We start from the raw sequence: 22,087 nt of genomic DNA on the forward strand, positions 1-22,087 counted from the left end.
GAGCATCACAGCCATGCCCTACTCCCGAGGAAACCTGGCACCCAGGATTGCAGGCGAGATTGTGGACAACGACCAGACCTAGCGGGGAGTACGTGTTGATCATCCGAACAGTGGTCACGGATACAAGCCAGGAAATTCACTCGGACGACAAATGATTAGACTCAGAGTGCCCTACGAAGAAAGTAATTCCAAAATCACAGTAGTCAGCGTTCCGCGAACGCTAACTGGCTCGGATCCGGAGCTGAGTAGGATCGTCAAGCCTTCCTATCGATATTCGTACCTGGGATGCATTACAGCAGATAGGTCGGATACAGCAGAACGTCCGGTGCGGTGTCTTGTTCTGAAACACCGCACCGGACGTTCTGGCGCCAAATCAATCGGATAGTCCGGTTCCTTGATTAGATGGACTATACCCTTGCAAGTGTCTCGAAAACTAGGTCCAGTTGCCCAGGGATGGGGTAATGATGGTTGCCTACGAACAGCCCATCAAAATGAATTTTGTCTGCCGCCGGCAGGGCATCCGGAACCACGCTGTCAAGCCTCGCCATTACGGGATTTCTGGTGAAGTTGCCGGCGACGATCGGACGACATTCAATTCCGGCGGTCGAGAACGCCCTAACCACCTCTGCTCGTTTCCCTGATAACGCCCCTTCGAGGACTAAAGAAAAGCCGAACCAGCTGCTCTTTCCGGTTTCTTGTTGAATTCGAACATTTTCTAACCCTGCAAACCGTTCGACAAAGAGCGCAGCATTGGCGCGTCGTCCTTCTATGAGTTCCGGCAACTTATTCAGCTGTTCTATTCCCAGAGCACCAGACATCTCGAGCGGTCGGACGTTGTAACCGGGCAAGACAAAACGAAACAAGTCGTCAAATTCGTTACCAGTCTTCGGATACACAAGATTGTCGTCAGGTAGCTCCCGCGTCCATCCGTGAGACCTCATCGAGATCATGATCTGTCTTAGTTTCTCATCATCGGTGAGGATCATCCCACCTTCCATTGTCGAGATATGGTGTGAGAAAAATGTGCTGAACGTGCCCATCTGACCAAACGTGCCTGACTTTTTCCCAGCCACGCTTGATCCCATAGATTCACAATTGTCTTCCCAGACTATGAGTTGGTGGCGATCAGCAATTTCCATTAGCCGGACATAATCAATCGGATTCCCCAAAAGGTTCACCGCAAATATCCCCTTTGTTCGAGGAGTAATCGCTTCCTCGATAAGATCTAGGTTGATATTCAAAGTGTCAATATCAATGTCGACAAAACGAAGCTTAAGACCGTATTGCTGAAGAGGGTAGTACGTAGTCGCCCAGGAAACGGCGGGCACGATGATCTCATCGCCTGGATTTAGATCGTTTCGTGAGTCAAGTACCGCAGACGCTATGGCTATCAGGTTCGCGCTGCTACCCGAGTTCACCATGACAGCGAAGCGAGATCCAAAAAATCTCGCGAATTGGTCTTCGAACTGCCGGACTTTAGGTCCCATCGTGAACCGTCCGCCTTCGATGACATCGTGCAGTGCTGCGATCTCTCGGCCGTCCCACGTCGAAGTTGCTAAAGGAAATTTCGATTCGGTTGACATAAAGCTCCTGAAGTAGTTTTTTGGATGTGTGAAGACGCCCGCTGACCGGGGGTGATGCTAAGCGTGTGTGGCGGTAAATTCAGCGTATGCGGTTTTCATCCCGTCAATCAACGAGGTCTTTGGCTTCCAACCGAACTTATCGATAGCCTGCGAAGAGTCCATCAATTTCTGCTTCATTCCGGTGGGTTTTGATAAATCGTATTCAAGCGTTCCGTTGAGTTCGACCACTTTCATTGCTGCTAAGTAAATCTCCGTTACGGAATGGTCAATCCCGCAACCCACGTTGAGAATTGTTGGCCAATTGTTAATGTTGTGGTGTTCGTCTACAATCCATTGAGCGAGGTCCCCGACGAAGGTGAATTCCCGTCGCGCCGATCCGTCACCCCATACGTCGATTGTCTTCGAACCTTGCACTTTAGCGCTATGGGCCTTACCCAAAGCGGCGGCAACCAAATGCGCGCTTGCGAGGTCATAATGGTCGCCGGCGCCGTAGAGATTCGAAGGCACGATAACCTTATAGTTGTATCCGAACTGCGCCGACGCGTATTGGCAATACTTTGCAGCAGCAATCTTGGAAATTGCGTAGCCCTCATTGGTTGGCTCGAGCGGCGCCGCCAAAATGTCGCTTTCGACAAGCGGTTGCCGGTAATCTCGCGGGTACATGCAGGAACTGCCCAAATATAAGAGGTCTTTCACGCCATGCTCGGAAGCCGCTCGGAGGACACTTGAATCGATGAGCAGATTATCCATAAGAAAACCGGAGGGATCCGCGATATTTGCGCTGATTCCCCCAACCCGGGCCGCAGTGTGAATTATCAAATCCGGAGCCGCGCGTCGAATGATATCGTCCGCCGTGGACTGTTCGCGAAGGTCACCATCGTCTCGGTTCACCTGAATCAATTCATGCACTGCAGCGGATGATTTGAACGCTGCAACGATGTTTTTTGCAAGCATTCCATTAGAGCCGGTGATCAATATTTTCATAGTTCGCTTCTCTAGGTTGGCCCAGTTTTCTATGTCAGATCCGGGGATTGCTTCTCGATTTCTGCATTGACCATGAGCCTGGAGAGTTCGGGGGTGTGAACCTGTGCTTTCCAACCGAGTTCCCGCTCGGCTTTTGAAGCATCTCCGACCAGCGCGTCCACTTCGGTGGGCCGGAGGTATCGATCGTCGAAGCGAACGTGCTCTTCCCAGTCGAGATCGACAGCGTCAAAGCTGAACTTCAAGAAATCTTTTACTGTATACGGCGCGCCTGTAGCCAGAACATAATCGTCCGGTGAATCGGCTTGGAGCATTCGCCACATTCCTTCGACATATTCTTTAGCGTATCCCCAATCGCGAACAGCATCAATATTTCCCATATATAGATATTTTTGCTTGCCAGCTGCAATGGCCGCGGCAGCTATCGCGATTTTTCGGGTCACGAATGTTTCCCCACGTCTGGGCGATTCATGGTTAAATAAAATGCCATTCGTTGCGAATAGGCCGTATGCCTCGCGGTAGTTCTTAGTTATCCAATACGAGTAGACTTTTGCAACTCCATACGGTGACCGAGGATAAAAGAGTGTTTCCTCGTTTTGAGGTGGGGCCGATGCACCAAACATCTCCGACGAGCTCGCTTGGTAGAACTTTGCGTTGAGGCCAGTCATCCGGATTGCCTCAAGGAGGCGAACTGTGCCCAAGCCGGTCGTCATGCCTGTGTACTCAGGCTCATCGAAGCTGACACGAACGTGAGACATGGCAGCTAAGTTGTAGACTTCGTCCGGTTGAATGGACTCAAGCAAGGTGACCAAGCGGGATCCGTCGGTGAGATCACCATGGTGAAGGATCAGACGAGGAGACGGCTCGTGCGGGTCTTGGAACAGGTGGTCGATTCGACTCGTGTTGAACGTGGATGATCGTCGAATCAGACCATGGACAACGTACCCCTTACTTAGCAATAGTTCCGCTAGATAGGAGCCATCTTGACCGGTTATGCCAGTAATAAATGCTACTTTGCCCATGTTTATTATTCTCACAGTTCCTTCACGCTATAGCGTGAAATCGAGGTTGCGCAGACTGTAATGACACTATTTCATATCTATGAGTACGCTCAGTATTTGTAAAGATGCGCATCGTCATGGTCTCGCAGAACTAGCGATTAGAGTTCGGATTGCCGGGCCGATTTCATTCTGCATCTGTTGATAGACCCCATCAGGTCGCCGGTAAGGATCCACGACGTTATCTTCGTCAGCGGTAGCGGTATGCGCCGACCGAGCGCGGAACGCTTTCGTGATGGCAGTGCGCCAACGATCGGGCGCCTCAAGAGACTCGTCGAGTTCAAGATGCTCGTAGATCCGTGCAAACTCACGCAACGTGTAGGTACGCCGCAGCATTGACGGGTCCAGCTCCATCACCTTGCTGCGGTGCTCCCGGGTCAGGGTCAGAATCAGATCCTGGCCCCGTAGGATCTGCGGAGTCAGCTGGCGTGCGGCGAAGTTGTCGGCCGATCCGCCGAGCACACGGATCATACCAGCGACACGAGGGTCAACCGGGTTCCCGACGAGAGCGCCGGTGCCGGCGCTCTCGACGAGAAATTGACCTGGTGCTTGTTCGTCCAAACCAGCCTGCAGCAGCCGCTCGGCCATGGGGGAGCGGCAAATGTTGCCCGTGCAGACCGTCAGAATCCTGAACGGTTCACCGGGCGCTGCTGCGGGCTTGTCGAACGGCACGGGTTACGGCCTACCGATTCCCTTGTAGTTCCAGCCTGCGGCCCGCCAGGTCGCGGGATCAATGACGTTTCGGCCGTCCAGGATGTTCTTGGATCCCACTGCCTTGGCCGCGACCTCGGGGGTGAGGTTCTTGTACTCATCCCATTCGGTGAGAAGTAGCAGAGCGTCGGCGCCGCTCATGGCGGCTGTGAGGTCAGCCTCGTAGGCGATCTCGGGGAAGCGACGTCGTGCTCCCTCAATGGCCTCGGGGTCGGTAACGGTCACGTCAGCACCCTGCAGCTGCAGCTGCGCGGCGATGCTCAGGGCGGGGGAGTCGCGGACGTCGTCGCTGTTGGGCTTGAACGCAGCCCCCAGCACGGTGATGCGCTTCCCGAGGAGCGAGCCGCCCACCAGGTCCCGGGTGAGCTCGACGGCGCGCAGACGGCGTCGGACGTTGATGTCGTCAACTTCCTTGAGGAAGGTGAGGGCCTGGTCTGCGCCGAGTTCACCGGCACGGGCCATGAAGGCACGGATGTCCTTGGGCAGGCAGCCGCCACCGAAGCCGACACCGGCGTTGAGGAACTTCCGGCCAATGCGGTCGTCGAGGCCAATTGCGTCGGCCAGGATGGTGACGTCGGCGCCGGTGACCTCACACACCTCGGCCATGGCGTTGATGAAGGAGATCTTGGTGGCGAGGAACGAGTTCGCCGCGGCCTTGACTAGCTCGGCGGTAGCGTAATCGGCGGTCAACCGGCGGGTGCCCATGGAGAGGGGCGTCTGGTAGACCTCATCGAGCGCAGCGGTGGCCTTCTCGCCGGCTTCGCCGGCGGGGATGCCGTAGACAAAACGGTCTGGGGTCAGGGTGTCCTTGACGGCAAAACCTTCGCGGAGGAACTCGGGGTTCCAGGCGAGGACGGCTTCTGGGTGGCGTTCGGCCAGTTCATCGGCCAGGCGGGAGGCGGTACCCACGGGAACGGTGGACTTGCCGACCACTACGTTGCCGGGCTCCACCGAATCGAGCAGCGAGGCGAACGCCGCATCCACGTACTTCAGGTCAGCTGCGTATTCGCCCTTGCGCTGGGGTGTGCCCACGCAGAGGAAGTGAACGTCGGCGCCGTTGGCGTCGGCCATGCTGGAGCTGAACTTCAACCGGCCGGTGGCCAGGACCTCGTCGAGCAGTTCCGGGAGACCGGGTTCAAAGAAGGGTGCACGGCCAGCCTGGAGTTCGCTGATCTTGCGTTCGTCGACATCAATGCCAACTACCTCATGACCAAGCTTCGCCATGCACGCGGCGTGCACTGCCCCCAGGTAGCCGCAACCGATTACTGAAATACGCATGCTGGTGTCCTTCGGCTGTGGTTACTTTTTCAAGCCAACTCTAGCGGGTGGTTCCCCGCGTTGCCGCGTTCGTTCGCGGGCATGAAGCGCGGCCCACGCCAGCGCCGTGCCCAGGCAGGCTCCCAGGCCGTTCGCGACGACGTCGTAGGGGGTAGCGAAGCGCAGCGGCAGGAAGATCAACTGCGACAGTTCAATCAGCACGGAGAGGCTCACTCCCAGGGCTGGGCCGAGCCAGCGCAGGTTTCGCGGCGCGAGGATGAACCAGAAAACACCGAAGGGCACAAACATCACAATGTTGGCGGTGAACTCCACCAGGCCGTAATCAATGAAGGCGGGAATTCCGTGCGCGTGCAGAAACCGCAGGCCGCGCTGCAGCAGATCGCCCGCGCCTGCATCTACCGGGGTCCGGTTGAACACGATCAGCGTCACAGCAAGCAGCCACGCGGCGCACAGGGCGCCGGTGATGGTGCGATATCTGCGCGATGGCAGCGGTGCAGGAATCAGTGGGGCCTCCGAAGAACTGATAAAACGGATGCGCGACGCTGCGGGATGCCTCATCCTATTCCTGTGGCGGCTATCGCTCCAGCCCGCACCAGCCGCCCCGGCCCATCCCCGGTAGGCTGGAGGCATGCTGAACACCCCGTGGGACACCGGATCTGATCTGTACCGGAAGCTGGTGATCGCCGCCCTCATCCTGACCGGCGCCGGCATCCTCATCGCCATCCTGGGCGCTGTGACCGACAGCGAGGCCACCCTGTTCACCGGGATCCCCGTGCTCGCCGCCGGGCTGATTACCCACCTGGCCGGGCTGGTGGTCCGCACACGGGACGCCCGGCGTCGTCATCAGGCCCTGAAGCCGAACCAGGCACAGCAGCCTCCGCAGGCACCCAAACCCAAGAAATAGCCGCACCTCTTCCTTTCACCGCACCCGTCAGGAGCCACATGAGCATCAACCCCGATCTGCAGGGCCGCAGCTACCCGGCCGGCCCCGCCTACACCGTGGGCCGCGAGAAGATCCGCGAGTTCGCCCGCGCGGTCAAGGCCACCCACCCGTCCCATTACGACGTCGAGGCCGCCCAGAACCTGGGCCACCGCGACCTCGTGGCGCCGCCTACCTTCGCCATCATCGTTGCCCAGCTCGCTGACGCCCAGCTGATTTCCGATCCCGACGCCGGCATCGACTTCAGCCGCGTGGTCCACGCCGACCAGCGCTTCATCCACCACCGGGCCATCGTGGCCGGCGACGAACTGGTGGCGGAACTTCACGTGGACACCGTCAGGGCGATGGGCGGAGGCGCGATGATCACCACCCGCTCCGAAATTTCCACCACGGCCGGCGAAAAGACCGCTACCAGCACCTCCTCGCTGCTGGTGCGCGGAGAGGAACAGTAATGGGCATCGCAATCGCTGACCTGACCGTCGGCCAGACCATCGGCACCACCACCGTGGAGCTCACCCGTCAGGACCTGGTGAAGTACGCCGGAGCGTCGGGCGACTTCAACCCCATCCATTGGAACGCGGACTTCGCCCAGGGTGTGGGCCTGCCCGGCGTCATCGCCCACGGCATGTTCACCATGGGTGCCGCCGTCCAGCTGGTCACCGACTGGATTGGCGACCCCGCCGCCGTCATCGACTACCAGACCCGCTTCACCAAGCCGGTCCTCGTCGAGGACACCACCGCTGAGGGCACCCCCGGCGCCGTGATCGAGGTGACCGGTGCCATTGGCGCCGTGGACCTGGATAACTCGACCGCCCGGGTGGACCTCACCGTCACGGCGGCTGGCCAGAAGGTCCTCGTCAAGGCGCAAGCCGTGGTGCGGATCTGGTGACCGACCTTGCGCCGCTGACCACCGCCAAGGTGGGCGGGCCCGCCCGCACCTTTGTGGAGGCCACCACCGAGGCGGAGATCATCGACGCCGTCCGCACCGCGGATGCCGTGGGGGATCCGCTGCTGATCCTCGCCGGCGGCTCCAACCTGATCATCGCCGACGACGGATTCGACGGCACCGTAGTGCGCCTCGCCTCCACCGGGTACGAGGTCAACGACGACAACGCCACCTGCGGCGGCGTCATGGTGAAGGCCCAGGCCGGCCAGCCGTGGGACGCCCTGGTGGAATACACGGTGCTGCACGCGTTCTCCGGCCTGGAGGCCCTCGCCGGTATCCCCGGCTCCACCGGTGCCACGCCGGTCCAGAATGTCGGTGCGTACGGTTCTGACGTGTCTCAGACCCTCGCCACCGTGCGCACCTGGGACCGCGAGACGAATACTGTTAAGTCCTTTACAAACTACGAGCTGCAGTTTGGCTACCGGGACTCGCTGCTCAAGCGGACCACGGTAAATGGGTCGCCTCGGTACGTGGTGCTGACCGTTGAATTCCAGTTGGCGCTGGGCCGGATGAGTGCCCCGGTGCGGTACGCCGAACTGGCCCGCGAAGTGGGCGTCGAGATTGGCGAACGGGCGTACGCCACCGATGTTCGGCGGGCGGTGCTGAAGCTGCGCGGTGCCAAGGGCATGGTGCTGGATCCGGAGGATCGGGACACCTTCAGCACCGGGTCCTTCTTCACCAACCCGATTGTCGACGCCGCGACCGCAGCGACGCTGCCCGAGAACGCGCCACGCTATCCCACCGCCGACGCGGGACAGGTCAAGCTCTCGGCTGCCTGGCTGATTGATCAGGCCGGGTTCGGGAAGGGCTTTGGCCTGGCCGACGACGCTGGCTTCGCCGCCGCCGGGGGACGGGCGTCCCTCTCGACCAAGCACACCCTCGCTGTCACCAACCGGGGCAACGCCTCAGCCACCGACCTGCTGGCCGTCGCCGCCCTGGTGGCAGACGGCGTCGAGCACCGGTTTGGGATCCGGTTGCACCCGGAACCGCTGCTGATCGGCTGCTCGCTGTAGCGAGCGTCCGCCGGCGCGTTTAGAGGTTGCCGGTAGCGATGAGCAGCATGCGGCGCAGCGGTTCGGCCGCACCCCACAGCAGCTGATCTCCTACGGTGAACGCGCTGAGGTACTGCGGGCCCATCTCCAGTTTCCGGAGCCGGCCCACCGGGATGTCCAGCGACCCGGTGGCCGCGACCGGGGTCAGTCCGGCCATCGTGGCTTCCTTGGTGTTGGGGATGACGGTGGCCCACTCGTTGTCGTTGTCGATGAGGTGCTCAATCTCCGCGAGCGGCACATCCTCAGTGAGCTTCAGGGTCAGCGCCTGCGAGTGGGAGCGCATAGCGCCGATCCGCACGCAGAGCCCGTCGAACGGGATCCGCGCGCTGTCGGTCACGTCGAGGCCGAGGATCTTGTTGGTCTCCGCTCCGGCTTTCCACTCTTCGCGGGACATGCCGTTGCCCAGATCGGCGTCGATCCAGGGGATCACCGAACCGGCCAGGGGCACCCCAAACTGGGACGCGTCCATGCCCGGGTTGCGCTGCTGGGCGAGGACCGCCTGGTCGATCGCGAGGATGGCCGACGCCGGGTCCTCCAGGTTCGCGGCCACCGCACCGTGGAGGGCGCCGAACTGGTTCAGCAGCTCGCGCATGTGGCGGGCGCCGCCGCCGGAGGCCGCCTGGTAGGTCATGGAGGTGCCCCACTCCACCAGGCCGTTGCGGAACAGTCCGCCCAGGCCCATCAGCATGCAGGACACGGTGCAGTTGCCGCCGATGAAGTCGCGCACTCCCCGCGCCAGGCCGGCGTCGATCACTGACCGGTTCACTGGGTCCAGCACAATGATGGAGCTCTGCTCCATCCGCAGGGTGGACGCCGCGTCAATCCACAGTCCGTCCCAGCCCCGGCCGCGCAGCTGCGGGTACACCTCGGCGGTGTAGTCGCCGCCCTGCGCGGTGACGATGATGGGCAGCTTGGCCAGCGCGTCGACGTCGTACGCGTCCTGCAACGCCGGGGCACCTGCGGCGAACGACGGCGCCGACCCTCCCGCGTTGGAGGTGGAGAAGAACACGGGGTTGACCCGGGCGAAGTCGCCCTCGTCCTGCATGCGCTGCATGAGGACCGAGCCCACCATGCCGCGCCAGCCGACGAAACCGACGCTGGGTACTGAACCATTCACTGCTGAAGTCATGCCTTCAAGTCTAGGTCAGGGGGTCTGCGAGTCCCGCGTGGGTTACGCCGGGCTGCTGTGCCCCCCGAACCAGTCGCGGGCTAGTCGCGTCCCTTGGTCCACAGGCTGATCCGGTAGCGGGTGCCGTTGGCACCGGAGAGCCAGCCCTGGCCGGGGGTGACGCCGTCGAGCTGCCACTCGGGACCCAGGGTGGGCGCGAAGGTGTCGCCCTTGGTGGTGGACTCGATCACCGTGACCACTGCCGCCTGCGCGATCGGCAAGGCGGCCTCGTAGATCTGTCCGCCGCCGATAACCCAGATCTGCTCGGCGCCGGGACTGCGCCGGGCCTCCTCGAGCGCGCTCTCCAGGGAGTCGACGACGACGGCACCGGCCAGCTCCCCGTTCTCCAGTCCATGCTTGCTCACCACAATGTTGGTGCGCTCCGGCAGGGGACGGTACTTGGCGGGAAAGGACTGCCAGGTGTGCCGGCCCATGATCACCGGGTGTCCCGTGGTGGTCCGCTTGAAGTGTTCCATATCCTCGGGGAGACGCCACGGCATGCCGCCGTCTTTCCCGATCACACCGTTTTCCGTCTGGGCCCAGATCATGCCGACGAACGGTTCCCGTCCAATGGCCTCGATGATGCCGCGATTCATTGAACTCATACGGCAATCGGTGCCTTGATAGTGGGATGGTGCTGGTAATTCACCACGTCAAAGTCCTCCAGCGTGTAGTCGAAGATGCTCTCGGGTTTGCGGTTGATCAGTAGTTGCGGTGCCGGGTACGGGTCTCGAGACAGCTGCTCCCTGACCTGTTCGACATGGTTGTCGTAGATGTGGACGTCGCCACCCGTCCAGATCAATTCGCCGGGGGCCAGCCCCACCTGCTGGGCCACCATCAGGGTCAGCAGCGCGTAGGAGGCGATGTTGAAGGGAACGCCGAGGAAGGTGTCCGCCGAACGCTGGTACAGCTGGCAGGACAGTTTGCCGTCCGCCACATAGAACTGGAAAAACGCGTGGCACGGCGGCAAGGCCATGTTGTGTAGTTCGGAGACATTCCATGCGGAGACCAGGTGCCGCCGGGAATCCGGGTTGGTTTTCAGGTCCTCAATGACCTGGGCGATCTGGTCGATATGACCGCCGTCGGGCGTGGGCCAGGAGCGCCACTGGACGCCGTAGACCGGCCCGAGTTCGCCGTCGTCGCCGGCCCATTCGTTCCAGATTTTGACGCCGCGTTCCTGCAGCCAGGACACGTTCGAATCCCCGCGCAGGAACCAGAGCAGCTCCAGGGCCACGGATTTGAAATGCACGCGTTTGGTGGTGACCAGCGGGAAGGAGTCCGCGAGGTCGAAGCGCAGCTGTCGCCCGAAGACGCTGCGCGTTCCGGTGCCGGTGCGGTCGGTCTTGACCGCGCCGTTGGCTATCACATCGCGCAGCAGATCCTCGTACGGGGTGGGGATGGGTTGAGAACTCACGCATTCCACTCTAGTGGTTGCGTGCTTTAAGGCCATCTGGTCGGCGCGCCCCCTACCTACCGGGCGGTTATCAGGTGGGCCTGGATGAGTTCAGGAGGTGCTCGTCGAGTGGGACTCCGGTACCTGCAATCCCCATAGGTCGATAGACTTGCCAGCATTCTTGGACCACCCGGTTGGATCCGAGACGACGGCGCACCCCAGGAGGCATTATGACCATTGTTGAAGCGGCTCTGACGACGGCGTTGGAAGAAGCGATGGCGAGTGACAAGGGCCGGTCCGCCAAGATCGTTGTCCATGATGGACCTCTGCGCCAGACCATCCTCGGGCTCAGGAAGGGCCAGGTTCTTGCCGAGCACAATTCTCCACCGGCGGCGAGCATGTACGTATTGCGCGGCCGGGTGCGAATCACAGGCCAGGACCCGGCGGAAGTGGTAGCTGGCGAAATAGTCGCACTGACCCACGTGCGTCACGGGGTTGAGGCCGTAGAAGACTCGGTGTTCCTCCTGACGACAGTGACCAGCCAGGCGGGGGACAGCCACGGGAACTAGTCGTCGTAGGCCCTGAACTGCTCGAGGGCGACAATGCGGCCAGGCGCCCTGGTGCTGACGTGGGAGATCAGCACTTCTCCGGGGGCCAGATACGGGTCATCGGCTGGCAGCCCGACGGCCAGGGTGTCGGGCATGTGGCGTTGCAGCACGCCAAAGACGAGGGGGAGGACCGGTCGGTGGGTGCACAACGCCACGGGACGACGCTTATCGAACAGTTTCTCGACCGTTGAACGAGCCTTGTCCGGCTTGCGGGTGGCGTTACGCTCGGTCATTGAATCGGCGAGTTTGAGTTTAATGTCCTTGTGCTTCAGGTACGGAGCGACGGTCTGAACACACCGTTCCCACGGGCTGCTCACCACCCAGGACGGACCCCAGGCTTCAAGGAGCCGGCTCACGGCTGCTGCCTGCCGGCGACCGGTGGCCGCCAGGGGGCGTTCGCCTTCCGCTCGGGTCCAGGACGAGCGCGGCTTCGCCTTGGCGTGGCGGACCACGATCAGCGGCCAGGTTTCCAGCTGGTCCGCTTTGTAAGCCGCAATCAGCGATTCAAGGGGCTCACGATCAGTAGGGTTGGTCAGCAATTCCAAGGCTCGGGCCGGTGCGACCCACAGATACTTGTCCACTTCCTTGCCATCGGGCCGGACCACCATACGCTCTGTGCGTGCTGCCCAGTAGTAGACCACCTTCTGCCCGGAGGCCACGGCGTAGCGAGTCGACGCCAGGGGAATGCCCAGCGAGATCCGCAGGCCAACCTCCTCCAGCACTTCCCTGGCTGCACACTCGGGCGTGGTTTCACCGGGGTCGATCTTGCCCTTGGGCCAGGACCAGTCCGTGTAGCTGGGACGGTGGATCAGGAGTACCTCAAGCTTCCCCTGTTCCTTCCGCCAGCAGATAGCACCCGCTGCCACCACCGCTGGCGCCGCCTCCTGAGCGGTGTCCGTCACTGCCTCGTCAGTTGAGGCCATCAGTGGCGGACCGCTGACCGGTTGCGTGCCCGGGAAGCCAACAGGTAGCTCTGCACGTCACTGAGCGGCGCGCCGTCGTCGTCCTTATGATGGCGGGTCCAATCACCCTGGTTGTCGAGGTGCCAGCTTGCCGTGCCCTCATCCATGTACCGGTCAAGCAGGGACATGAGATAGGCAATGTCCTCGGGGGCGCTGAGCTGCACCAGCGCCTCCACCCGGCGGTCCAGGTTGCGGTGCATCATGTCCGCCGAACCGATGAATACTGCTGGGTCTCCGCCGTTCGCAAACGCAAACACCCGTGAATGCTCAAGGAAACGGCCCAACACCGAACGGACGGTGATGTTCTCGCTGAGACTCGGGACGCCGGGGCGTACCGAGCAGATCCCACGGACAATGACGTCCACCTTCACGCCGGCCTGCGATGCACGATAGAGCGCGTCGATGATGGCCTCGTCAACAATCGAGTTGACCTTCACCACCACCCGAGCCGCAAGACCGGCCTTCTGGTTGGCAATCTCGCGTTCAATCCGGTCAATCAGCCCGGAGCGCACCGATCGCGGGGCGACAAGGAGACGCTTGAAGGTGGATTTCGGCGCATACCCCGACAACTGGTTGAACAGTCGGGTCAGATCCTGGCCCACCTGGTCATTGGCGGTCAACAGGCCGAAATCCTCGTAGTAGCGGGCCGTGCGCGGGTGATAGTTGCCGGTGCCGATGTGGCAGTACCGGCGGAGCCCATCGATTTCCTGCCGGACCACGAGGGAAAGTTTGCAGTGCGTCTTCAGCCCCACAATCCCGTACACCACGTGCACCCCGGCCTGCTCCAGTTTCCGCGCCCAGGAAATGTTGGCCTGCTCATCGAAGCGGGCCTTGATCTCCACCAGGGCGAGAACCTGCTTGCCGGACTCCGCCGCGTCGATCAGCGCATCGACGATCGGCGAATCGCCCGACGTGCGGTACAGGGTCTGCTTGATCGCCTGCACCTTGGGATCCGCTGCCGCCTGCTCCAGGAACGCCTGGACCGAGGTGGAGAACGAATCGTACGGGTGGTGCAGCAGGATGTCCCGGCGACGCATGGCCGCGAAGACGTTGGCTGCCTTCGACGTCTCGCTCTCCTTGAGATCACGGTTGGTGTGCGGGACGTGCTTCGGGTAGCGCAGCTCGCCGCGGTCGATGCCGCCGATCACGCTGAGCCCACGGAGATCCAGCGGCGCCGGCAGGCCGTACACCTCGTCTTCTTCCACCCCGAGTTCACGCGAGAGCAGGGCGCGGATGCTCGGATTGATGTCGGTGGTGACCTCAAGCCGGACCGGTGGGCCGAACCGGCGGCGCAGCAGCTCCTTCTCCAGCGCCTGAAGGAGGTTCTCGGCGTCGTCCTCTTCTACTTCGAGATCCTCGTTCCGGGTCACCCGGAAGGTGTGGTGTTCGAGGACTTCCATCCCCGGAAACAACTGGTCCAGGTGGACGGCGATGACTTCTTCCAGCGGGATGAACCGGGCCGTGCGGCCGGTGACGTTCCCGGCGCGGGGGCCGTCCACCGAAATCAGGCGCGGCAACTGGTCGGGGACCTTGACGCGCGCGAAGAGTTCCTTTTCGCTCACCGGATTGCGGACGACGACCGCGAGGTTCAGTGAGAGCCCCGAAATATACGGAAAGGGGTGTGCCGGATCCACGGCCAGGGGCGTCAGGATCGGGAAGACCTTCTCGGCGAAGAGCTTGTTGAGGTCGGTGCGGGCGGCATCATCGAGCTCGTCCCACGTGGTGAGGTGAATGTTCTCCTCGGCCAGGGCGGGTCGAATGTTCTCCGCGAACACGGCGGCGTGACGCTGCTGCAGCTTGTAACCGTCGGCCATAATCTGTTCGAGCTGCTCAATGGGGCTCAGGCCGGCGGCTGAGGGGACGGCGAGACCGGTCGCGATGCGGCGCTTCAGGCCCGCCACGCGCACCATGAAAAACTCGTCCAGGTTGGAAGCAAAAATGGACAGGAAGCTGACCCGCTCCAGCAGGTACAGGTCGGGGTCTTCGGCAAGCTCCAACACCCGGGCGTTGAAGTCGAGCCAGCTCGACTCGCGATCGAGGAACCGGTCAGGCGTGATCTCGCCGGAGGGGAGCAGGCTCGGGGCGAACTCGGGGATGTCGATGCGGTCCTGGGTGGCACGGGCTGGTGCAACTTCGGACGAGCCATACCGTGCCGGAACGCGTGCTGCGGTTTCCGATTCCATAGTGTCTCCTGACAGCGGGTAGGTTGCCTTGATCCGCCCCTCTCGGGAGGGGTTTCACGGCATCAGGATCCACCTTACAAGCTTGCCCCGGAAACCTGCGGCGCGTACATGACGTCAACATCCCAGCGGGTGAATCCCAGCTTGCGGTAGAGGGCCACAGCGGCGGTGTTGTCGGCGTCGACGTAGAGCATGATTGCCTGCAGGCCCTGGCGGTGCAGGTGCTCGATTCCGGCAACGGTGAGCGCCTTCCCCAGGCCCATACCCTGGGCATCGGGGGTGACGCCGACGACGTACACCTCGCCCATCGCCGGGTGGTCCCCTGAGCGTGGATGCACCTTGGTCCAGTGGAAGCCCAGTAGCTGTCCGTCGGATTCACGGACCGCCAGCAGGAACCCTGCCGGGTCGAACCAGTCTTCGGCCATCCGGGCCTGGAGGTCCTCGAGCGTGGTGGAGCCCTGCTCGGCGTGATGGGCGAACGCCGAGCGGTTCGCGGCTAGCCAAGCCGACTCGTCGACACCAGGCTGGAAGGCGCGAAGGACGACGCCGTCGGGCAGGGTGATCTGATCGGCGGAGGGGGACAGCACCGACTCCTCCAGTGCGGCCCGGGTCTGACGCATCCGCCACAGTTCCCGGACGGGCGCGAACCCGTTTTTGGTGGCCAGACTGACAGCCGCCGCGTGATTGCCGTGGGACCAGGCATGCAGGTTCGGCAGCCCGTGAGCCTGGACGGCGTCGGCCAGGGCAGTCCCGACTCCCTGGCTGCGGTAGGTCGGCCGGACCACCAGCTCAAGCACGCCCGGGCCGCCAGCTTCACCTTCATCGGCGTTGCCAGCGGCAGTACCGGAGCGGGGGAGGCTTACCACCGCAACCCCGGCCAGTTCTTCGGTGTCGTGGGATGCTCCAGCCGGATCTCCGCCGGAAGAGTCGTCGTCGACCGCGTAGGTGGCGAAAACCAGCAGGGACCCCGGATGGGCACCCGCGGTTTTCAGGTTGACCAGGGTCTGCTCGGACAGAGGAGGGTTGCCGTCGGCCTCCGCGGCAGCCGCGGCGAGCCCGAGAATGTCCTGCAGGACCCGCGGGTCGGGAGCCCCAGCGGAATGGAGAATGGGCCAGGTGGGAACGTGGGCTGTGGTCATGATGCCAGCTTAACCCCCTGGTACCCCGTGCGTAGGGGAGGATTTTGGCCTGGCGCAGCCGGTGGGGTAATGTTGGGGATCGTTCACGGGGGATGCACCAGTGGGGTGCCCGCGATACGTTCGACCCGTATGTCCTCCACTTTGTAAGACGAAAGAAGTCCCACCGCCACGCAAGTGGGGGAGGGACTTCTTTCGTTAAGCGGCGTGTTTTGGGGAGCGTCTTCTGGAGGGAGGCAATCCTCAGGCGTCGACCGCTGGCCGGTCGTCGGTGGACCGGTTCAGCGTGAACCGGTACCCCACGTTGCGCACGGTCCCGATCAGTTGCTCATGGTCGGCGCCCAGTTTTGCCCGCAGCCGCCGCACATGAACGTCAACGGTACGAGTGCCGCCGTAATAGTCGTAGCCCCACACCTCGTGCAGTAGCTGATCGCGGGTGAACACCCTGCCCGGATGCTGCGCCAGGTACTTGAGCAACTCGAATTCCTTATAGGTCAGGTTCAACGGTTCCCCGCCGACCCGGGCGGTGTAGCTGGCCTCGTCAATGACGACGCCGGAGGCGCGGATCTCGCTGCTGCTTTCCGTCTCGGCGGCACTGGACCGCGCGATGACGAGGCGTAGCCTGGCCTCCACCTCAGCCGGACCGGCGGAGTCGAGGACGACCTCGTCAGCCAGCCAGTTCGCGGCGACGGCGGCCATCCCGCCCTCGGTGAGCACCAGCATCAGCGGGGCACTCAGTCCGGTGGCTTTCAGCAGTTGGGTCAGCGATCTGGCCCCGACCATGTCTTTACGTGCGTCGACCATCACCACGTCGCAGGGCTCGGTTTCCAGCAATGCGGTCGGTTCGGCGGGCAGAATGTGGACCTTGTGGTTCAACAATTCGAGCGCGGGAAGCACACCCACCGAGGATCCGGGGCTATTCGTCAACATCAAGATGTGCGGCATGTGTCCTCCATATATTTGGACGCGCATCATCGGGCGCTCTGGGTCGGGCGGCTGATGAAGATCCTGACCGATCTCCACAGGTCAGCAGTCCTGTCAGATTTGGTTCAGTATACCGGGTGTGATGCGACCCACCCGGGACCTTCGTTTTCACTTGCCGGAGCGGTAAGGCAGTATTGCTGGGGTGAGAATATGGATGGTGGCCGCTGCGGCGGCAACAGCAGTCGTCTCGGTGGTGGCTGCGTCCTACGTCTCGTTAAGTGCTGTAGCAGCAGTGACTGCGGTCCTCATCCTCGTGGGAGCTATCGGCTGGCCTCATCTGCTGGGGGTTCCGGCCAAGAAAACCCAGTCAACGGTCATGGCCGCGAGTGCGCTGGCGGCTACGGCCGCTGCCTACACTGCCCCGGACAGCGAGTACATGCGGTGGATGCCTATCGCCGCTGCCCTCGGTCTAGGGGCTGTCTTCCTGATTCAGCTGTTCCGTGGAACCGGCCAAAGCCTTCGGCTGGAATCAACGCTCGGCGTCGGCGTGGGGGTCTTCCTGGTCTGCCTTGGGTCCGGCTGGGTGGCCGCTGACCAGTTGTCGGTCAATGCGGGAAACGCCGGGATGATGCTGGTCACCGGGATCAGCGTCATGATTGCCCTGGCCGTGTCGCTACTGCCCTGGCCCGACCGGATTGTTGCGCCCCTGGGCACGGTCCTGGCCGCAACTGCCGGACCCCTGGGTGCCATCCTGTTCACCGATGTGCCCGGCCTCGCCGCAGGCATTGTGGGTGCGCTCAGTGGAGCGGTCATTGTGTGCACCCGGCGTCTGCTCCTTGCCCGTGAAGCGCCACTGAACGTGGCAGCGGCCCTGTCCGTCGGCGTCGCACCCATTTTGGTGATCGGCTCGCTCGTCTACTTCTTGGAAAAGCTGCTCACCGCCTAACTTCTACCTCCGGCCGGCCCCCGCCGCACCGGAGCGCCGTTGGGGTCGAGAGGTGCCGATACGTCGCGTTAGGATGGACGCATGTCGATTCTTGCGCTTGAAATCTTCTTCATTGGACTGTTGGTACTCGCTTCGCTGGCGATGGCTGGGGTAGCAGCGCTGGTGATCACCCGCCTGTACAAGGGCCAAAAGTAAGGCTGCCCGCTCACCATGTCCTTTGAGATTCCCACGGACCTCACGCCCGAACTGGTGCCACTGTCCTGGTTGCTGGGTACCTGGAAGGGCTCTGGCCGTCTCGGCGAGGGTTCCTCCGAGTCCGAGCACTTCGAGCAGCTCGTCACTTTCACCCAGAACGGGCTCCCGTACCTGCGGTACACGGCGGAGAGCTGGCTCACCGATGAGCACGGCACCCGCCTGCGCCCGCTCTCAGTGGAAACCGGGTTTTGGGCGCTGGACCGCAAACTCAACGACGCCGACGGCGGGCCTGGGCTGGAACCAGCCGACATCGTCCCGGCGCTGAAGAGCGCCGACGAGGTGGAGCAACTCCGCAACGCCGAAGACGGTTTCGATATCACCGCCACCATTGTGCACCCCGGAGGAATCGCCGAACTGTACTACGGGGTCATCAAGGGCCCACAGATTCGGCTCAGCACCGACCTGGTGATGCGGGGCCAGAACTCCAAGGAATACACGGCCGCCACACGCCTGTACGGACTTGTGGAGGGCGACCTGTATTGGCGCTGGGACGTCGCCGCCGACGGCCAGCCGCTGAAAGCCCACGCCTCCGCGATTCTCAAAAAAGAATCCTGACCAGTCGTGCTCCACGGCTGGCCAAGGAATACGGCCCGCCTAAGGATGCGTTAACATCACCATGACCTATCTCAGCCCGCTGCTCACCCGACCCGGCGCCGTCGCCGCTGACGCACCCGATCAGGGCACCGCATCCCACTACGGTGACCCCTTCAAGGAACAGCGCGCCCTCGCCCGTGGCACCGCCGTCGTCGACCTGTCCCACCGGGGCGTGGTCACGGTAACCGGCCCTGACCGCCTGAGCTGGTTGAACACCCTCTCTTCGCAACTCCTGTTGGGCCTGGAGCCCGGCAGCAGCTCCGAGACCCTCCTGTTGAGCGTGCAGGGCCGGATCGAATACAACGCCCGGGTGGTCGACGACGGAACCACTACCTGGCTGCTCGTGGAAGGCTTCGAAGCCGCAGGTATGGCCGCGTGGCTGGACCGGATGAAGTTCATGCTCCGGGTGGAAATCGCCGACGTGTCAGAGACCTGGGCGGTGCTCGGATCGGTGAAACCCATCGAGTCGTTGGCAGCACGCACCGTGTGGGTCGACCCTTGGCCGCGGGTCACGGAGGGCGGGTACGCCTATTCGGTGGTGACCGAGGAAGACCACCCCGGGCTGGAACGCCCCTGGTTCGAATACCTGATCCCGCAGGCCGAACTCGTTACCACCGTGGATGAACTCGCTGGGCACGGTCTGAGCCTGGCCGGCGCCATGGCTTCCGAGGCGCTGCGTGTCGCCGCGTGGCGTCCGCGGGCCGGCGCCGAGACCGATGAGAAGACGATTCCGCACGAACTGGACCTGATCCGGACCGCTGTTCATCTGAACAAGGGTTGCTATAAAGGTCAGGAAACCGTCGCCCGGGTGCACAACCTCGGACACCCACCACGCCGCCTCGTCTTCCTGCAGCTCGACGGCAGCCAGCACACCCTGCCCGCGGTGGGCAGCGCCGTCGTCGCCGGTGGACGCACCGTCGGCACGGTGACCTCTGTGGCGCAGCACTACGAGATGGGCGCGGTAGCGCTCGCCGTCGTGAAACGCTCGGTTGATCCACTGGGTGAGTTGGTGGTGCAGGACGGCGATGAGGTGTACGCCGCAGCGCAGGAAATCATTGTGGCGCCGGACGCGGGCCAGGTGGTGGGACGCGCCACCGGGTTCCTGAAAGGACGCCGGTAGCGATGACGGACGCCAAAACACCGGACGCCAAAACACCGGACACCAATTCACCGGACACCAGCGCGGATGAGGCCGTCGCACTGGCACACCAGCTGTTCGACGCCGCCCGTGCCGGCGACGCGGCTACCCTGAGCCGGTACCTGGACGCGGGGGTTCCCGTCACGCTGACCAACAGTGGCGGTGACAGTCTCCTCATGCTGGCTGCCTACCACGGGCACGCCAGCGTCGTGGCTGGCCTTGCCCGCCGCGGGGTTGATGTCAACGCCGTCAACGACAAAGGTCAGACGCCACTGGCGGGCGTGGCTTTCAAGGGTTATGACGACGTCGCAGCGGTGCTGGTAGGTGCCGGGGCCGACCCCGACCGGGGCAATCCCACGGCACGACAGACGGCCCAGATGTTCAAGCGTCAGAACCTGCTGGAGCTGTTCGGCGGGCAGTAGCAACCGCCCTGTTTAGTGCCCGGCTGGTAGCAGCACGCTGGTTTGGCTGCCGCACGCGACGAAGCCTGACTTCAACGCCGTCCTGATCGAAGCGCTGTTATCCGTGCGTGCCCGCCACTGCGGAATCAGTCCCGCCGCCATGGCATCCTCAATCACCACCTTGGTGATGAAGGTCGCGTGGCCCTGACCGCGGTGACCCGGCGCGGCCAGTACCCCCAGATGGGCGAGGATGCCGCTCCAGATGTCGTACCCTGCGCCGGCGAACGGTGTGGGGGGAGCGGTCGAGTCGTCGACCAGGATGGTGCGGTGTTCCAGAGCGCTCAGACCCACTTCGGCGATGTCATCGGGCGGGCAGAGCCGCTCCAGCTCGACGGCGAACTCCAGCTCATCGCTCACTGCCACGTCGTCGCGGGGTTCGAGGGTCGGCAGGTTGTCGCAAAAATACAGGCCAGCCGCTCCCAGACCGCGGCCCCCCTGTTCTCTGGAGAGCCGGAGCAGGGTCGAGTGGCGGGCGAGCACATCGCCGTCGAGCTCTGCTGCTGCGTCGAGGGCCCAACCGGGTCCGACCAACGCTTCCTCGCCGAACAGCCGCACAAAGGTCAGCAGCTCGGCGTCGTCGTCCCGGCGGTAAACCCGTTCGCCAGCTGCCTCGGCGAACGCGGTGTCATCGAGTTTCAGCAGCCGAGACCATCCGAGCTGAATGATTGAGACGGTGCCGGGATCAAGTTCCATCTAGGCAACGTTAGCCGAAGAGGATGGCTGCCTCGTCGTACCGGTGCTGGGGGACCACCTTGAGGTTACCCAAAGCGGCCGCGAAGCCCACCCGCGCAATTTCCGTTCCCTTGAGCGAGACCATGGTGCCCCAGGCTTCGTCCACCACCGAGTCAACGGCAGCCATGCCGAGACGCGTCGCGAGGACCCGGTCGAACGCCGAGGGAACCCCGCCGCGCTGGATATGACCCAGCACCGTGGCGCGGGTTTCGATTCCGGTACGGGATTCGATTTCCGGGGCCAGCTGATCGGCGATCCCGCCGAGGCGCGGCCGCCCGAAGGTGTCGAGGCCACGTTCGGAGTGGGCCTGGTCCAGGTGCGCCGGGACAAAACCTTCGGCCACCACCACAAGGGGCGCACGACCACGGTGATTGGCCTCGGTGACCCACTCGGCGATCTGCTCCAGGCTGGTCTGCTGCTCAGGGATGAGGATGGCGTGGGCGCCGGACGCCATCCCGGCGTGCAGGGCAATCCACCCTACGTGGCGTCCCATCACCTCGGCCACCATGCAGCGGCTGTGCGACTCCCCGGTCGTCCGGAGCCGGTCGATAGCCTCAGTGGCGATCTGCACGGCGGTGTCAAAGCCGAAGGTGTAGTCGGTGGCGTCGAGATCATTGTCGACGGTCTTGGGCACGCCGACAATCTTCAGGCCGGCATCGGTAAGCCGATTCGCGGCGGCGAGTGTTCCTTCGCCGCCGATCACGATCATCGCGTCGATACCCAGCCGTTCGAGGGTGGCCTTGATGGCGTCGGGTCCGCCGTTGCCCTCGAAGGGGTTGGTGCGGGAGGTTCCCAGAATGGTGCCACCCTGTTTGGAGATGCCCCGGACGGCCTGACGGGGGAGCTCGATGATGTCGCCCTCCACCACACCACGCCAGCCGTCACGGAATCCGACAAATTCCAGGTCGTGGGTCTTGATGCCGTTGAGGACTGCTCCACGGATCACGGCGTTGAGTCCAGGACAGTCGCCACCGCTGGTGAGTATTCCGATTTTCATGTGGAGCTGGGTCCTTGCAGGTTGAAGAGGTAGAAAGGTCAGAG

24 protein-coding genes are annotated in these 22,087 nt (G+C 62.9%); 9 read left to right on the plus strand and 15 right to left on the minus strand.

Annotation, left to right across the window (positions count from 1 at the left end):
* Positions 1-407: 407 nt before the first annotated feature.
* The 6 genes from DDA93_RS05605 to DDA93_RS05630 all read right to left on the minus strand — a co-directional run bounded on the left by DDA93_RS05605 (position 408) and on the right by DDA93_RS05630 (position 6,169).
* On the minus strand, positions 408-1,583 hold the full coding sequence (locus DDA93_RS05605) for a DegT/DnrJ/EryC1/StrS family aminotransferase (RefSeq protein WP_116778254.1): 1,176 nt from the start codon (positions 1,581-1,583) through the stop codon (positions 408-410).
* Positions 1,584-1,640: 57 nt separating this feature from the next.
* Positions 1,641-2,567 (minus strand): NAD-dependent epimerase/dehydratase family protein, encoded by a 927-nt coding sequence (locus DDA93_RS05610; protein ID WP_116778255.1) that lies wholly within the window; start codon positions 2,565-2,567, stop codon positions 1,641-1,643.
* A 29-nt stretch (positions 2,568-2,596) separates the two neighbouring features.
* Complete coding sequence (gene gmd, locus DDA93_RS05615; RefSeq protein WP_116778256.1) at positions 2,597-3,586, minus strand: GDP-mannose 4,6-dehydratase; 990 nt, start codon at positions 3,584-3,586, stop codon at positions 2,597-2,599.
* Positions 3,587-3,700: 114 nt separating this feature from the next.
* Entirely contained in the window at positions 3,701-4,294 is a 594-nt protein-coding gene (locus DDA93_RS05620) for a low molecular weight phosphatase family protein (protein ID WP_243400531.1), read from the minus strand.
* 3 nt (positions 4,295-4,297) lie between these two features.
* Entirely contained in the window at positions 4,298-5,611 is a 1,314-nt protein-coding gene (locus DDA93_RS05625) for a UDP-glucose/GDP-mannose dehydrogenase family protein (protein ID WP_116778257.1), read from the minus strand.
* Positions 5,612-5,632: 21 nt separating this feature from the next.
* Positions 5,633-6,169, minus strand: a complete 537-nt coding sequence (locus DDA93_RS05630) for a VanZ family protein (RefSeq protein ID WP_165802581.1) — start codon at positions 6,167-6,169, stop codon at positions 5,633-5,635.
* Between the two features lie 70 nt (positions 6,170-6,239).
* Between DDA93_RS05630 and DDA93_RS05635 the strand changes: the two genes are divergently transcribed.
* Genes DDA93_RS05635 through DDA93_RS05650 form a run of 4 tightly spaced genes read left to right on the plus strand, consistent with a single transcriptional unit; the run spans position 6,240 to position 8,510 of the window.
* On the plus strand, positions 6,240-6,515 hold the full coding sequence (locus DDA93_RS05635) for a hypothetical protein (RefSeq protein WP_116778258.1): 276 nt from the start codon (positions 6,240-6,242) through the stop codon (positions 6,513-6,515).
* 38 nt (positions 6,516-6,553) lie between these two features.
* Positions 6,554-7,003, plus strand: coding sequence for a MaoC family dehydratase N-terminal domain-containing protein (locus DDA93_RS05640; protein ID WP_116778259.1), 450 nt, complete (start codon positions 6,554-6,556; stop codon positions 7,001-7,003).
* Positions 7,003-7,440 (plus strand): MaoC family dehydratase, encoded by a 438-nt coding sequence (locus DDA93_RS05645; RefSeq protein ID WP_116778260.1) that lies wholly within the window; start codon positions 7,003-7,005, stop codon positions 7,438-7,440. The genes DDA93_RS05640 and DDA93_RS05645 overlap by 1 nt, the downstream gene beginning before the upstream one ends.
* The gene (locus DDA93_RS05650; protein ID WP_116778261.1) at positions 7,437-8,510 is read left to right on the plus strand and encodes a UDP-N-acetylmuramate dehydrogenase; all 1,074 of its coding nucleotides are present in this window, start codon (positions 7,437-7,439) and stop codon (positions 8,508-8,510) included. The genes DDA93_RS05645 and DDA93_RS05650 overlap by 4 nt, the downstream gene beginning before the upstream one ends.
* A 19-nt stretch (positions 8,511-8,529) precedes the next feature.
* Here the strand turns inward: DDA93_RS05650 and asd are convergent, their stop codons facing one another.
* From asd to DDA93_RS05665, 3 genes are all read right to left on the minus strand, one after another.
* On the minus strand, positions 8,530-9,678 hold the full coding sequence (gene asd / locus DDA93_RS05655; protein WP_116778262.1) for an aspartate-semialdehyde dehydrogenase: 1,149 nt from the start codon (positions 9,676-9,678) through the stop codon (positions 8,530-8,532).
* An 80-nt stretch (positions 9,679-9,758) separates the two neighbouring features.
* Positions 9,759-10,322 carry a dihydrofolate reductase gene (locus tag DDA93_RS05660; RefSeq protein WP_116778263.1) on the minus strand — a complete coding sequence of 188 codons (564 nt, stop codon included), beginning with the start codon at positions 10,320-10,322 and terminating at the stop codon, positions 9,759-9,761.
* Positions 10,319-11,131, minus strand: a complete 813-nt coding sequence (locus DDA93_RS05665) for a thymidylate synthase (protein WP_207771315.1) — start codon at positions 11,129-11,131, stop codon at positions 10,319-10,321. Before DDA93_RS05665 ends, DDA93_RS05660 begins: the two co-directional genes overlap by 4 nt.
* Before the next feature lie 209 nt (positions 11,132-11,340).
* Here DDA93_RS05665 and DDA93_RS05670 point away from each other — a divergent pair, with 209 nt between their 5' ends.
* Positions 11,341-11,679 (plus strand): hypothetical protein, encoded by a 339-nt coding sequence (locus DDA93_RS05670; protein WP_116778265.1) that lies wholly within the window; start codon positions 11,341-11,343, stop codon positions 11,677-11,679.
* Here the strand turns inward: DDA93_RS05670 and DDA93_RS05675 are convergent.
* The 4 genes from DDA93_RS05675 to DDA93_RS05690 all read right to left on the minus strand — a co-directional run bounded on the left by DDA93_RS05675 (position 11,676) and on the right by DDA93_RS05690 (position 16,941).
* On the minus strand, positions 11,676-12,641 hold the full coding sequence (locus tag DDA93_RS05675; protein ID WP_116778266.1) for an NUDIX hydrolase: 966 nt from the start codon (positions 12,639-12,641) through the stop codon (positions 11,676-11,678). The genes DDA93_RS05670 and DDA93_RS05675 overlap by 4 nt on opposite strands.
* Positions 12,641-14,863, minus strand: coding sequence for an RNA degradosome polyphosphate kinase (locus DDA93_RS05680; RefSeq protein ID WP_116778267.1), 2,223 nt, complete (start codon positions 14,861-14,863; stop codon positions 12,641-12,643). Before DDA93_RS05680 ends, DDA93_RS05675 begins: the two co-directional genes overlap by 1 nt.
* Positions 14,864-14,937: 74 nt before the next feature.
* On the minus strand, positions 14,938-15,999 hold the full coding sequence (mshD, locus tag DDA93_RS05685) for a mycothiol synthase (protein ID WP_116778268.1): 1,062 nt from the start codon (positions 15,997-15,999) through the stop codon (positions 14,938-14,940).
* Positions 16,000-16,239: 240 nt separating this feature from the next.
* The gene (locus tag DDA93_RS05690; RefSeq protein WP_024477494.1) at positions 16,240-16,941 is read right to left on the minus strand and encodes a response regulator transcription factor; all 702 of its coding nucleotides are present in this window, start codon (positions 16,939-16,941) and stop codon (positions 16,240-16,242) included.
* Between the two features lie 181 nt (positions 16,942-17,122).
* Here DDA93_RS05690 and DDA93_RS05695 point away from each other — a divergent pair, with 181 nt between their 5' ends.
* The 4 genes from DDA93_RS05695 to DDA93_RS05710 all read left to right on the plus strand — a co-directional run bounded on the left by DDA93_RS05695 (position 17,123) and on the right by DDA93_RS05710 (position 20,275).
* Positions 17,123-17,866, plus strand: coding sequence for a hypothetical protein (locus DDA93_RS05695; protein ID WP_243400532.1), 744 nt, complete (start codon positions 17,123-17,125; stop codon positions 17,864-17,866).
* 210 nt (positions 17,867-18,076) lie between these two features.
* On the plus strand, positions 18,077-18,676 hold the full coding sequence (locus DDA93_RS05700) for an FABP family protein (RefSeq protein ID WP_116778270.1): 600 nt from the start codon (positions 18,077-18,079) through the stop codon (positions 18,674-18,676).
* Positions 18,677-18,737: 61 nt separating this feature from the next.
* On the plus strand, positions 18,738-19,835 hold the full coding sequence (locus tag DDA93_RS05705) for a glycine cleavage T C-terminal barrel domain-containing protein (RefSeq protein WP_116778271.1): 1,098 nt from the start codon (positions 18,738-18,740) through the stop codon (positions 19,833-19,835).
* Between the two features lie 2 nt (positions 19,836-19,837).
* Entirely contained in the window at positions 19,838-20,275 is a 438-nt protein-coding gene (locus tag DDA93_RS05710) for an ankyrin repeat domain-containing protein (RefSeq protein ID WP_116778272.1), read from the plus strand.
* 12 nt (positions 20,276-20,287) lie between these two features.
* On the opposite strand, the gene DDA93_RS05715 is transcribed toward DDA93_RS05710, so the two are convergent.
* A complete protein-coding gene (locus DDA93_RS05715; protein WP_019483721.1) occupies positions 20,288-21,007 on the minus strand; it encodes a GNAT family N-acetyltransferase in 720 nt (239 codons plus the stop codon).
* A 10-nt stretch (positions 21,008-21,017) separates the two neighbouring features.
* On the minus strand, positions 21,018-22,043 hold the full coding sequence (locus DDA93_RS05720; RefSeq protein WP_019483722.1) for a 6-phosphofructokinase: 1,026 nt from the start codon (positions 22,041-22,043) through the stop codon (positions 21,018-21,020).
* Positions 22,044-22,087 lie beyond the last annotated feature (44 nt).

The organism is Arthrobacter sp. Bz4 (genome assembly GCF_003075455.1).
Classification (GTDB): Bacteria; Actinomycetota; Actinomycetes; order Actinomycetales; family Micrococcaceae; genus Arthrobacter_D.

Excerpts from the sequence above, each read along its gene's own strand:
- asd (WP_116778262.1), bottom strand. The coding sequence starts at position 9,678 with ATGACTTCAGCAGTGAATGGTTCAGTACCCAGCGTCGGTTTCGTCGGC.
- DDA93_RS05675 (WP_116778266.1), bottom strand. The coding sequence starts at position 12,641 with ATGGCCTCAACTGACGAGGCAGTGACGGACACCGCTCAGGAGGCGGCG.
- DDA93_RS05645 (WP_116778260.1), top strand. The coding sequence starts at position 7,003 with ATGGGCATCGCAATCGCTGACCTGACCGTCGGCCAGACCATCGGCACC.
- DDA93_RS05680 (WP_116778267.1), bottom strand. The coding sequence starts at position 14,863 with ATGGAATCGGAAACCGCAGCACGCGTTCCGGCACGGTATGGCTCGTCC.
- DDA93_RS05625 (WP_116778257.1), bottom strand. The coding sequence starts at position 5,611 with ATGCGTATTTCAGTAATCGGTTGCGGCTACCTGGGGGCAGTGCACGCC.
- mshD (WP_116778268.1), bottom strand. The coding sequence starts at position 15,999 with ATGACCACAGCCCACGTTCCCACCTGGCCCATTCTCCATTCCGCTGGG.
- DDA93_RS05610 (WP_116778255.1), bottom strand. The coding sequence starts at position 2,567 with ATGAAAATATTGATCACCGGCTCTAATGGAATGCTTGCAAAAAACATC.
- DDA93_RS05670 (WP_116778265.1), top strand. The coding sequence starts at position 11,341 with ATGACCATTGTTGAAGCGGCTCTGACGACGGCGTTGGAAGAAGCGATG.
- DDA93_RS05710 (WP_116778272.1), top strand. The coding sequence starts at position 19,838 with ATGACGGACGCCAAAACACCGGACGCCAAAACACCGGACACCAATTCA.
- DDA93_RS05640 (WP_116778259.1), top strand. The coding sequence starts at position 6,554 with ATGAGCATCAACCCCGATCTGCAGGGCCGCAGCTACCCGGCCGGCCCC.
- DDA93_RS05700 (WP_116778270.1), top strand. The coding sequence starts at position 18,077 with ATGTCCTTTGAGATTCCCACGGACCTCACGCCCGAACTGGTGCCACTG.
- DDA93_RS05705 (WP_116778271.1), top strand. The coding sequence starts at position 18,738 with ATGACCTATCTCAGCCCGCTGCTCACCCGACCCGGCGCCGTCGCCGCT.
- DDA93_RS05635 (WP_116778258.1), top strand. The coding sequence starts at position 6,240 with ATGCTGAACACCCCGTGGGACACCGGATCTGATCTGTACCGGAAGCTG.
- DDA93_RS05660 (WP_116778263.1), bottom strand. The coding sequence starts at position 10,322 with ATGAGTTCAATGAATCGCGGCATCATCGAGGCCATTGGACGGGAACCG.
- DDA93_RS05720 (WP_019483722.1), bottom strand. The coding sequence starts at position 22,043 with ATGAAAATCGGAATACTCACCAGCGGTGGCGACTGTCCTGGACTCAAC.
- gmd (WP_116778256.1), bottom strand. The coding sequence starts at position 3,586 with ATGGGCAAAGTAGCATTTATTACTGGCATAACCGGTCAAGATGGCTCC.
- DDA93_RS05690 (WP_024477494.1), bottom strand. The coding sequence starts at position 16,941 with ATGCCGCACATCTTGATGTTGACGAATAGCCCCGGATCCTCGGTGGGT.
- DDA93_RS05630 (WP_165802581.1), bottom strand. The coding sequence starts at position 6,169 with ATGAGGCATCCCGCAGCGTCGCGCATCCGTTTTATCAGTTCTTCGGAG.
- DDA93_RS05605 (WP_116778254.1), bottom strand. The coding sequence starts at position 1,583 with ATGTCAACCGAATCGAAATTTCCTTTAGCAACTTCGACGTGGGACGGC.
- DDA93_RS05715 (WP_019483721.1), bottom strand. The coding sequence starts at position 21,007 with ATGGAACTTGATCCCGGCACCGTCTCAATCATTCAGCTCGGATGGTCT.